General features: G+C 55.6%; 11 protein-coding genes. 3 read left to right on the forward strand and 8 right to left on the reverse strand.

Annotated features, from left to right (window positions below):
- Nucleotide 1: 1 nt before the first annotated feature.
- Nucleotides 2-1,627 carry an L-lactate permease gene (locus tag QWY20_RS05770; RefSeq protein ID WP_330128080.1) on the forward strand — a complete coding sequence of 542 codons (1,626 nt, stop codon included), beginning with the start codon at nucleotides 2-4 and terminating at the stop codon, nucleotides 1,625-1,627.
- A 13-nt stretch (nucleotides 1,628-1,640) separates the two neighbouring features.
- Here the strand turns inward: QWY20_RS05770 and QWY20_RS05775 are convergent, their stop codons facing one another.
- From QWY20_RS05775 to QWY20_RS05810, 8 genes are all read right to left on the reverse strand, one after another.
- Entirely contained in the window at nucleotides 1,641-2,147 is a 507-nt protein-coding gene (locus QWY20_RS05775) for a DUF6436 domain-containing protein (RefSeq protein WP_330128081.1), read from the reverse strand.
- 1 nt (nucleotide 2,148) lies between these two features.
- Entirely contained in the window at nucleotides 2,149-3,630 is a 1,482-nt protein-coding gene (locus QWY20_RS05780; RefSeq protein ID WP_330128082.1) for a methyl-accepting chemotaxis protein, read from the reverse strand.
- A gap of 89 nt (nucleotides 3,631-3,719) precedes the next feature.
- Entirely contained in the window at nucleotides 3,720-5,006 is a 1,287-nt protein-coding gene (gene umuC / locus QWY20_RS05785; protein WP_330128083.1) for a translesion error-prone DNA polymerase V subunit UmuC, read from the reverse strand.
- A gap of 3 nt (nucleotides 5,007-5,009) precedes the next feature.
- Complete coding sequence (gene umuD, locus QWY20_RS05790) at nucleotides 5,010-5,465, reverse strand: translesion error-prone DNA polymerase V autoproteolytic subunit (protein ID WP_330128084.1); 456 nt, start codon at nucleotides 5,463-5,465, stop codon at nucleotides 5,010-5,012.
- A 77-nt stretch (nucleotides 5,466-5,542) separates the two neighbouring features.
- Nucleotides 5,543-6,769 (reverse strand): organoarsenical effux MFS transporter ArsJ, encoded by a 1,227-nt coding sequence (arsJ, locus tag QWY20_RS05795; protein ID WP_330128085.1) that lies wholly within the window; start codon nucleotides 6,767-6,769, stop codon nucleotides 5,543-5,545.
- A gap of 4 nt (nucleotides 6,770-6,773) precedes the next feature.
- Nucleotides 6,774-7,802: an ArsJ-associated glyceraldehyde-3-phosphate dehydrogenase gene (locus QWY20_RS05800; RefSeq protein ID WP_330128086.1), complete on the reverse strand. Its 1,029-nt coding sequence runs from the start codon at nucleotides 7,800-7,802 to the stop codon at nucleotides 6,774-6,776.
- Nucleotides 7,799-8,857 (reverse strand): ACR3 family arsenite efflux transporter, encoded by a 1,059-nt coding sequence (gene arsB / locus QWY20_RS05805; RefSeq protein ID WP_330128087.1) that lies wholly within the window; start codon nucleotides 8,855-8,857, stop codon nucleotides 7,799-7,801. The genes QWY20_RS05800 and arsB overlap by 4 nt, the downstream gene beginning before the upstream one ends.
- Before the next feature lie 24 nt (nucleotides 8,858-8,881).
- Nucleotides 8,882-9,229, reverse strand: coding sequence for a metalloregulator ArsR/SmtB family transcription factor (locus QWY20_RS05810; protein WP_330128088.1), 348 nt, complete (start codon nucleotides 9,227-9,229; stop codon nucleotides 8,882-8,884).
- A gap of 129 nt (nucleotides 9,230-9,358) precedes the next feature.
- Between QWY20_RS05810 and QWY20_RS05815 the strand changes: the two genes are divergently transcribed.
- Nucleotides 9,359-9,499 carry a hypothetical protein gene (locus QWY20_RS05815; RefSeq protein WP_330128089.1) on the forward strand — a complete coding sequence of 47 codons (141 nt, stop codon included), beginning with the start codon at nucleotides 9,359-9,361 and terminating at the stop codon, nucleotides 9,497-9,499.
- Nucleotides 9,500-9,502: 3 nt separating this feature from the next.
- On the forward strand, nucleotides 9,503-10,153 hold the full coding sequence (locus tag QWY20_RS05820) for a hypothetical protein (RefSeq protein ID WP_330128090.1): 651 nt from the start codon (nucleotides 9,503-9,505) through the stop codon (nucleotides 10,151-10,153).
- Nucleotides 10,154-10,204 lie beyond the last annotated feature (51 nt).

The raw sequence follows: 10,204 nt of genomic DNA on the forward strand, positions 1-10,204 counted from the left end.
CATGACTGTGTTGCAATGGCTGACCGCCCTGATGCCGGTGCTCAGCGTTTTTGTGCTTTTGGTGTTGCTGCGTTTGCCGGCGACCCGTGCTATGCCACTCAGTTTACTGGTGTCGGCGCTGCTGGCACTTTGGGTCTGGCAGCTGCCGCTAAAGCAGTTGCTGGCTGCCATGCTGGAAGGCAGTGTGATTGCTGTCAGTATTTTATGGATTGTGTTTGGCGCTATCTTGCTGCTGAATGTGTTGCGTTACAGCGGTGGCATGGATGCCATTCGGGCCGGTTTTGCCAAACTCTCACCCGACCGGCGGGTGCAAACCATTCTCATTGGTTGGCTTTTTGTCAGCTTCTTAGAAGGGTCGGCGGGTTTTGGTACCCCAGCCGCCATTGCTGCGCCCTTGCTGGTGGCACTGGGCTTTGCGCCGTTGGCCGCGGTGGTGCTGGCACTGATCGCCGATTCAAGCAGCGTGTCTTTTGGTGCGGTTGGAACCCCGGTGCTGGTGGGCATGGCCCAGGGCATGGAAGGGGCTAGCCCGGAGGCACTGCAAGCCATTGCGCTGACCGCCATTGGCATTGATGTGCTGGTGGCCTCCTTGCTGCCACTGATCCTTTGCTTGATCCTGACCCGCTTTTTCAGCGAAGAAAAAAGCTGGTGGCCAGCCTTGCAACTGGCACCTTTTGCGCTGCTGGGTGGCTTAGCCTTTACCGTGCCCGCTTATGGCGTGGCCTGGTTGCTGGGACCTGAGTTTCCATCCATTTTGGGGGCCTTAACCGGCCTGGTGCTGATGAGCACTTTGGCACACTTTGGTATTTTGTTGCCGAAAACGCCCTGGTATTTTTCTGCTGAGGATAAGCAACAAAGCCAGGCCTTGCAGCAGCAGGTGGCCACATCGGACAGGATCATGCCTCTGTGGCGGGCCTGGTTGCCTTATGGTCTGGTGGCGCTGCTGTTGGTGCTGAGCCGCATCCCGCAGCTGCCGTTGCAAGGCTGGTTGCGCAGCCTGGAATGGCGCTGGGCCAATATCCTGGGCACTGACATCAGTGCCAGCCTGGCCCCTTTGTACTTGCCGGGCAGTTTCTTTTTGGCGGTGGCGCTGCTGACACTCTGGCTGCACCAGAATCCAAAGCAGCAAAGCCCCTGGCGCATGGTGCAACAAGCCGGGCGCGACAATCTGGCCCGGCTGGGGCCGGCCACCATTGCCCTGATGGCTTCGGTGCCGATGGTGCGGATTTTCCTGCAATCCGGTGTCAATGACGCTGGCCTTGCGGCGATGCCGTTTGAGTTGGCGCAGGTCGCTGCGCTGCATCTGGCCGATTATTGGCTCTGGGTTGCGCCTTTAATTGGTGCTTTGGGGTCCTTTTTGGCCGGCTCGGCGACCTTTTCCAATATGATGTTTGCGTCTTTCCAGCAAGCGGTCGCCGCCGAAGCGGCTGTGCCGGAGACACTGGTGCTGGGATTGCAACTGCTGGGTGCCAATGCTGGCAATATGATCTGTGTGGTCAATGTGGTAGCCGCCGCCAGCGTGGTCAATTTAAGTGGCCGTGAAGGTGATATTATTCGTTATACTCTGCTGCCGATGCTGTACTACTGCCTGGCTGCCAGCTTGGTGGCGGTATTATTCTGGCTTTGATTCGGACGACGCCTTAGACCGACTGTAAGCAGCGACAGCTGCTGCTTTCGCCATTCAGCCAGCCGCCAGCCAGCTGGACCTCACCGCGGAGTAATCGCTCTATCCAGCCATCGCCAGAGCCGCAAATGGGCCCCACCGAGTACGGACCGGCGTACACCAGTTCCTCACCGTTCAGTAAAATAGCCATTGGCGCTGCTGGTATGCTTAATCCCAGCTGCCGGGCCTCAGCAATACTCAGGGTGTAGTGCGGGATCTCTGCAAAGCTTTGCTGCAGTGCTTGCTGGTGTTGTTGCTGCTGACGATGGCAGCGGCAAGCAGGGTCGATCACATGCAGCAGTTGCATAGAGTTCCCGCCCGATGCTGCGAGCAAGCTGTTGAGAATAAGGCCTTCTGTGCCTTGTTGCTGCCAGCGCTGCTCCGGGTCAAAAATGCCTACCACACTGCGTTGATCCTGCCACAGCAAGTGACCACTTAGCAGCAGCCAGCCAAGTAGCATCAGCGAACTCAATGCAACTTTCATCTCAATGACTAAACCGTTTCATTTCAATGGCCAGGGTATCGGAGGCGGATTTTACGCCTTGGGCAACATCCACTACGCGTTGGCCCTGCTGTTGTTGCTCGATCGCCATGGTACTTAACTCCTGCGCCGACTCGGCAATTTCCTGGCTGGCCTGACCTTGCTGGCTTAGGGTGGTCGACATGATCTCTGCCGATTGCAGCACACTTTGCACCTGCTGCAAGATGGCTCGAAGCTGTTCACCACTGTCGCTGGCACTCGCTTTGGTTTGCTCCAGCTGACTCAGGCATTGATCGACGGCTTCTACCGATTGCTGGCTGCTTTGCACCATCCGCTCAATCATACCTTTAATTTCACCGGCTGAGCTGTTGGTTCTGGATGCCAGGGTGCGCACTTCGTCGGCCACTACCGCAAAACCACGACCTTGCTCGCCAGCTCGGGCGGCTTCAATGGCTGCGTTCAGTGCCAGCAGGTTGGTTTGCTCGGCAATGCCCTGGATCACATCCAGCACCCCTTTAATCTCCTGGGTGGACTCTGCCATGCCGTGCACTTTTTGGCGGGAAGCTGCCAGGTTATCAGCCAGCGCCTGTATGGTTTCGATGGTGGTGGTAATGGACGCCTGGCCTGAGCCTGCCGCCTGATCAGAGTCATGTGCCAGTGACACCACCTGATTAGCCAGTTCTGCCAGCTCCTGAATGCTGGCCGACATTTGTTCGGTGGCGGAAGCTATGCGCTCCACCTCTTTCATTTTTTGTGTCATCCGCTCGGCCAGCGAACTGCCTTGCTGCAGCAGTTCATCCGATTCACTATTTAGTTGTTTGGCGACGTCATCAATGGTGTGAACTGTCTGCTGAATGGTACCGATCACCTGGACAAAGCGCTCAATTAATTTCGAATATACAGCTGGCTTTGGGGTGCTTAGTAAAATCTCACCTTGCTCGTTCAGCATCTGATGCGAGCTGGTCATAAAGAATTGACCGACCATGGCTTCTTTGTAGCTGTGGCGACAAATCAGCATCAAGACGATGGCCTCGACCACCACATAGCCGGCATGGATCATCACAATGCTGAAGGTTGCATCCGAATCCGGTACCAGATAGACCGGCTGACCACTACTTTGCAACCACATAAACAGCAAATGATGCACGGCGATGACGCCTGCTGCTACCAGAATAACCAGCCAGTCCCGAAATGCAATCAACACGGCTAAAAGCACAAAAATACCAAAGTGCACTTCGGTCATGCCCATGCTTTGCTGAATGTGCAGCGCACAAAACAGCATAAAGCTGATGCCATAGCTGATGCGTGCCAATGGATGATCGCCCAAGCTCTGTTGCAACCAAAAGGGAAAGGCCACGGCGGGCACGCCGATAAACAAAGCCAGCAACCAGGTGTTGTGCAAAAAGGCCAATAAAAAGGCCAGCACCAGCAAGCCGCAGTTGACATAAAGGGCAATTTGGAACGCTTGTTGACGAAACTTGGGCATAAAAAGCTCCTGACGGCATGAAGCATGTTGAAGAGGTGTTGGCACCTCACATGAGTGTAGCAGCTACCCGGTATGGAACCTGAAGTATTTTAGCGAACTTCTGGTAGTTGATCCCAGCGGGTGGTGTAGGCTGGCGACAAAAAACGACGCTGCATTTGCCAGTCACCATCTTTGCCTTGCCGGGCGATAAATACGCTGCCGCGGTGTTTTTGGTTCAGTTGGTCGATGGCGGCCATTAAGCGTTGGCTGCGCTCCGAAGGAGGCGGTGCAAATAGCTGGGTTTGCAGCCCTTGCATGGCGCAGAGATCGCTTAGCACCACGCCGGCTTTGGCATAGGCCGGGCCCTGGCGCCAGATTTGGTCCAGCAGCTGCATCGCTGCCTGTTGCAATACCCGGCTGTCGTTGCTGGGGGTAGCCAGTTCCAGGCTGGCCTGATCACCGAAAAAGGGTGATTTTTGTTCAAAGCGGCTGCTGCGAATAAAGAGACTGAGCCGACGCGCCAGGCTCTGTTGGGCCCGCAGCTTTTCGGCGGCCCGGCTGAGGTACAGACTAATCGCTTGCTGCATGGCCCCTTTGTCGGTCACACGCTGGCCAAAGCTGCGGCTGCTGATAATTTGTTGCTTGGGCTCTTGCACCTCATCCAGCGCCAGGCAGGCAAGGCCGTTCAGCTCATTGACGGTGCGGGCCAGCACCACCGAGAATTTCTTGCGCATTTGTTGTGGGCAGGCCCGTGCCAATTGCAGTGCGGTTTCGATCTTCATGGCGTGCAAGTGCTCGGCCAGCTTGCGGCCAACACCCCAGACTTCTTGCACCGGTGTTCTGGCCAGGATATGCAGTCGTTTGTGCGGTTCGGTAAGATCCAGCACCCCCTCAAACTGCGGGTATTTCTTGGCGGCGTAATTGGCCAGCTTGGCCAGGGTTTTGCTGGGGCCGATGCCGACACAAACCGGCAAGCCCAATTGCTGTTTGATGGTGGTGCGGATGTGCTGGCCGAAGTCACTCAGGTTCTGGCAAAAATCGAGGCCAGATAGCTCCAGAAAAGCCTCATCGATGGAGTAAATCTCCACTTTGGGGGCCAGCTGTTCCAGGGTTTGCATCACCCGGCTCGACAGATCGCCATAAAGCGCGTAGTTGGAGGAAAACACCGCCACCTGCTGTTGTTTTAACAGGGCTTTGACCTGATGAAAGGGCACGCCCATCGGGATAGCAAGCTGCTTGGCCAGGGCGCAGCGGGCAATGATGCAGCCGTCGTTGTTGGATAGTACCACCAGCGGTCGCTGCTTTAAGTCGGGGCGGAACAGCTTTTCGCAAGACGCATAAAAGTTGTTGCAATCGACCAGCGCAAAACGACGCTCAGGAAGCGGCAGCTGTGCCATGGCTTAGCGCCTGAGCTGATGGATCACGCTGCTGACCACGCCGAACACCTCAAAATCGATGCCCTCGTCCAGCCTTATCGGCGGGTACTTGGGGTTGGCCGCTTGCAGCATCGGCTCGGGTTTGAGCAACAGGCGCTTGACCGTCATATCGCCATTGACGCTGGCAATGACAATATCCTGATGTTGTGCCTGCAAGGCGCGGTCGACCAGCAGGATATCGCCATCAAAAATAGCAGCACCGCGCATTGAATCGCCCCGGGCGCGGACAAAAAAGGTTGCAGTGGGGTGCTTGATCAGCAGCTCGTGCAAATCCAGACAGCCTTCCAGATAATCCTGCGCCGGCGAAGGAAAGCCCGCCGCTACGGTATTTAAATACATCGGCAAGGCGTGGCTGCTGGCGGCATCGGGTGCGCCCAGCCACTCCAACCCTTGTTCACTGCGAAAGCTTACTGCTGCCATCCGATTGCCCACTAAAATAACTGTTTATATGTACAGTATTTTAGTGGTTGTTGGCAGAAGATCAAGCGGATCCGCTGTTAAAGTGCTGCCTTGGCAGCGTCACTGTGCTTCGGCAGCGCCAGCGAAATCAATACTGTCGCGACCAGCAATGCGCTGGACACCCAGAGACAGGCCTCAAGGCCCGCGTGCAGATAGAGCCAGCCGGATAACACAGTACCGATTAAGCGGCCCATGGCATTGGCCATGTAGTAAAAGCCGACATCCAGCGAAACGCCATCGCGCCCGGCGTAGCTGACAATTAAATAGCTGTGCAAGGAGGAGTTGATGGCAAAGACAGCGCCAAACAGCAACAGACCACCAATCAGCATCGGGCCGACCTGCCAGTTCAGCTCAATGCTAAGGGCAATGGCAGCGGGCAGACCGCACAGCAGCAGCGCCCAGAGCACCGCTTGCTTGCCATCCGGCGTGCTGTTGTTGGCTTTGCCGGTCAGCTGTGGTGCCTGGCTTTGCACAAAACCATAGCCAATCACCCAAAGCGCTAAAAAGCCACCGACCTGCCAGTGATCCCAGTCAAACTGACTGGCCAAAAACAGCGGCAGTGCCACCACAAACCAGACATCCCGCGCTGCGAACAAACACATCCGGGCAGCCGACAGCAGGTTGATGGCACGGCTTTTCGACAGCATGTCACGAAACCTGGGCTTGGCTTTGCTTTTGCCAAGGTCGCGTTTCAGCAACTTGATGCTGAGCAGCCAGATCAGACTGAGCAGCGTGGCCATACTAAAAATGGCCCACCAAAAGCCAATCAGCGCCAGCAGCAAGCCGCCGATAAAAAAGCCAACCCCTTTCAGTGCATTTTTCGAGCCGGTTAAAATGGCCACCCATTTGTACAGGGTGCTTTGCTCGGCATCAGCCACCAGCAGCTTGATGCTGCTTTTGGCGCTCATTTTATTTAAGTCTTTGGCAATACCGGACAGCGCCTGAGCGGCCATCACCCAAGGCACAATTAAATACTCGGCCGGCAGCAGCAACATCGACAAGGCCAGCACTTGCAGCAGCAAGCCGATGTTCATGGTTTTATTCAAACCAATGCGGGCACCCAGCCAGCCGCCGACCAGATTGGTCACCACGCCGAAAAACTCGTAGAACAAAAACAGCATGGCGATGCTGAGTGCATCGTAGCCCAGGCTGTAAAAGTGCAACACCACCAGCATGCGCAGCGCGCCATCGGTCAGGGTAAAAGCCCAGTAATTGCCAGTAACAACTAAATACTGGCGAATGGCCGGACTCAGCTGGCTTAGCATGGCATCAGGCTCCGGCTTGGCTGTTGGGCTGATCGCTCAGGCCCACCAGTCTGGCCAGCTCAACGGTACGGTTGGCGTAGCCCCACTCGTTGTCGTACCAGGCGTAAATTTTCACCTGGGTGCCATTCACCACCATGGTGGACAGCGCATCAATGATGCTGGAGCGTGGGTCTGTTTTGTAATCAATCGATACCAGCGGCCGCTCTTCGTAGCCCAGAATGTCTTTCAGCTCACCTTCGGCGGCGGTTTTCAGCAACTGATTCACTTCTTCGGCGCTGGTAGCGCGCTCCACTTCAAACACACAGTCAGTCAGGGAGGCATTGGTCAGCGGCACCCGCACGGCATGGCCATTCAACCGGCCTTTTAGCTCCGGGAAAATTTCAATGATGGCGGTGGCCGAGCCGGTGGTCGTTGGGATCAGGCTGCTGCCACAGGCGCGGGCACGGCGCAGATCTTTGTGCGGTGTATCCATGATGCTCTGGGTATTGGTTAAGTCATGAATGGTGGTGATGGAACCATGCTTAATGCCAAGCGACTGATGGATGACCTTGACCACCGGAGCCAGGCAGTTGGTGGTGCAGGAAGCTGCCGTCACAATGCGGTGCTCGGCCGGGTTAAAGCGCTGCTGATTGACGCCCATCACCACATTGAGCGCTCCGGCTTCTTTTACCGGCGCACTGACCACCACCCGTTTCACGCCCTGAGCCAGATAAGCTTGCAGCACGGCGACGGTTTTCATTTTGCCGGAGGCTTCAATCACCAGATCGCAATCCGACCAATCGGTATCGCCGATGGCTTTGTTGGCGCTGACCAGAATGCGCTGGCCGTTAATCAGCATGCTTTCTCCGTCGGCCGTCGCATTGTGCCGCCAGATGCCATGCACAGAGTCGAAGTTCAGCAAATGGGCATAGGTGGCCGCATCGGCGGCCGGATCGTTGATGCGGACAAACTCAAATTCCGGCCAGTCGAAGGCTGCGCGCAGTGCCAGCCGGCCAATACGGCCAAAGCCGTTGATTCCTACTTTGATGGTCATGATGATGCTCCTGAAGATTCGGATGAGGATGCGTTCGGCGTTGGAAACCAGTGCCGGGTTTTATTGGCAAAATACACCAGCGATAACATGACCGGCACTTCCACCAGTACACCGACCACAGTGGCCAGTGCGGCACCGGAGTGCAGGCCAAACAGCGAAATCGCCACAGCGACGGCCAGTTCAAAAAAGTTCGAGGTACTGATCATACAGGCCGGTGCAGCCACATTGTGCGGTAATTTCAGCCACTTGGCAGCGCCATAGGCGATGGCAAAGATGCCATAGGTTTGCAGCAACAACGGGATGGCAATCAGACCAATGATCATGGGCTGGTTCAAAATGGTTTGCGCCTGAAAGCCAAACAGCAACACCACAGTGGCCAGTAAACCAATCATTGACCAGGGCTTTAACCGGGCTAAAAATTGCTGCAGCTGCCGGGGCTCACCCGTTCGCTCTAAAGAGCGCCGGGTTAGTACCCCAGCCACCAGCGGCAGCACCACATAAAGCCCGACCGACAGCAGCAGGGTTTCCCAGGGTACATGAATATCACTGACACCCAGCAGCAGGGCGGCCAGCGGCGCAAAAGCAAACACCATAATGATGTCGTTTACCGAGACCTGCACCAGCGTGTAGTTGGCATCGCCTTTGGTCAGTTGGCTCCAGACAAACACCATGGCGGTGCAGGGGGCGACCCCCAGTAGAATCATGCCAGCGATGTATTCATTGGCCGACTGCGGATCAACCCAGCCGGCAAAAAAGACTTTGAAAAACAACCAGCCAAGCGCTGCCATGGTAAAGGGCTTGATCAGCCAGTTCATCACCAGCGTCAGTACCAGCCCTTTAGGCTTTTTGCCGACATCTTTGATGGAAGCAAAATCAATTTGCACCATCATCGGGTAGATCATGACCCAGATAAAGACACCGACCACCAGATTGACATTGGCGTATTCCAGCGCCGCAATCTGGCCAAAAGCCTGAGGCGCCAGATTGCCCAGCAACACACCACCAGCGATGCACAAGGCAACCCAGAGTGATAAATACCGTTCAAAATTTCCCATAGTGGGCTCCATGACAGTGAAAGCTTAACAGCATTGTTGGTTACGCTCTGGCCGCGTGCCCATGTGTTGCAGGCGCAGATTGGCAGTTGCTAAATACGATGTTTGGTGCTGAGCAGTGCTTTGCAGCACCTGTTGCTCCCATGGGGTTAGCGAGGCGGCCAGCCGGTAAAAGACCCACTGACCTTGCCGACGGTCTTGCAAAATGCCCTGCTTTCGCAGCTGCGCCAGATGACGGGAGATTTTTGGTTGATGTTCATTGAGCGCTGCCATCAGCTCACAGACACAGAGCTCTTCTTCCTGCTGGATCAGCAGCAGCATCTGCAAGCGGGTGTCATCGGCCAGCGCTTTAAAGAAGTCAATCGGGTTTTGCATAACGCCTCCATGTATGCGGATGATCATATATATGGAAAATCATATGTCAAGCCAAATGGTGCAGTGTCATACAACTGTCATCATTGAGCGTTAGCCTGCGCCGATAAAAGCAGCGTCAGGTAAGCGGATATGAAAATTGCCACCAAACTCATGTTGGGAGCCTCGTTGCTTACCATCATTGCGGTAACCATTTCTGCCGGTGCAACCGGTTGGTTAGCGCTTAAGCAAGCCAGGCAAAGCGTCGAGTACAGTGTGCATCAACAATTCTAGGCGGTGGCAGCGGGGCGACAAGCCAGTCTGGAACAGCGCTATCAAAGTGACAGTGATCTCTTGTTATCCCTCGCCAATAGCCGTCTGACGCAGGAAGCGGTCTATGGTTTTGTTCGTCCTTATGTGTCCTACCGCTACGAGGTTGCTACGCCACCGCTTGATGAACTTCGACAAAACATGCTGCAGTGGTACCAGCAGCAGTATCAGCCCTGGTACCGCCAGCAAAGCCGTGGGCAGGATGCCCCGGTAGCGCAATGGGTGGAGCAAATGAAGCTGGAAAGCCTGCTGCTGCAACAGTACTACATGCGGGACAACACGCATCCAATCGCTGAGTTGGCAGAGCTGACCGACCGCAGTGATGCATCCATTTACGGTCAGCAGCACCGAATGTATCAACCCAGTTACCGGGAAGTGGTTGAGCGCTATGGTTTTGATGATTTGATGCTGGTGGATGCACAAAGTCTGGACGTCATTTACAGTGTGCGGAAAACGCCGGTGTTTGCCACCTCGTTACGCAATGGCCCTTTTTCGGATTCGGCCCTGGCCGAATTGGCAGTGCGCATGCAGCAGCAACCGGCAGGCGTCATGCTGTCGCGCTTTGCTGAATTTGCCGGTTACGCTGAGCAGCCGACCCTCTTTATGGCTGTCTCTTGATCACAAGTCAGCTCCAAGAGACTGAGCAAGTTCATAACCTTCAAGGATGGT

It is taken from the genome of Alkalimonas cellulosilytica, assembly GCF_036325985.1.
Taxonomy (GTDB): Bacteria; Pseudomonadota; Gammaproteobacteria; order Enterobacterales; family Alteromonadaceae; genus Alkalimonas; species Alkalimonas cellulosilytica.

What these genes read in the sequence shown, in the direction of transcription:
- QWY20_RS05770 (WP_330128080.1), top strand. Translation starts at nt 2, where the DNA reads ATGACTGTGTTGCAATGGCTGACCGCCCTGATGCCGGTGCTCAGCGTT.
- QWY20_RS05775 (WP_330128081.1), bottom strand. Translation starts at nt 2,147, where the DNA reads ATGAAAGTTGCATTGAGTTCGCTGATGCTACTTGGCTGGCTGCTGCTA.
- QWY20_RS05780 (WP_330128082.1), bottom strand. Translation starts at nt 3,630, where the DNA reads ATGCCCAAGTTTCGTCAACAAGCGTTCCAAATTGCCCTTTATGTCAAC.
- umuC (WP_330128083.1), bottom strand. Translation starts at nt 5,006, where the DNA reads ATGGCACAGCTGCCGCTTCCTGAGCGTCGTTTTGCGCTGGTCGATTGC.
- umuD (WP_330128084.1), bottom strand. Translation starts at nt 5,465, where the DNA reads ATGGCAGCAGTAAGCTTTCGCAGTGAACAAGGGTTGGAGTGGCTGGGC.
- arsJ (WP_330128085.1), bottom strand. Translation starts at nt 6,769, where the DNA reads ATGCTAAGCCAGCTGAGTCCGGCCATTCGCCAGTATTTAGTTGTTACT.
- QWY20_RS05800 (WP_330128086.1), bottom strand. Translation starts at nt 7,802, where the DNA reads ATGACCATCAAAGTAGGAATCAACGGCTTTGGCCGTATTGGCCGGCTG.
- arsB (WP_330128087.1), bottom strand. Translation starts at nt 8,857, where the DNA reads ATGGGAAATTTTGAACGGTATTTATCACTCTGGGTTGCCTTGTGCATC.
- QWY20_RS05810 (WP_330128088.1), bottom strand. Translation starts at nt 9,229, where the DNA reads ATGCAAAACCCGATTGACTTCTTTAAAGCGCTGGCCGATGACACCCGC.
- QWY20_RS05815 (WP_330128089.1), top strand. Translation starts at nt 9,359, where the DNA reads ATGAAAATTGCCACCAAACTCATGTTGGGAGCCTCGTTGCTTACCATC.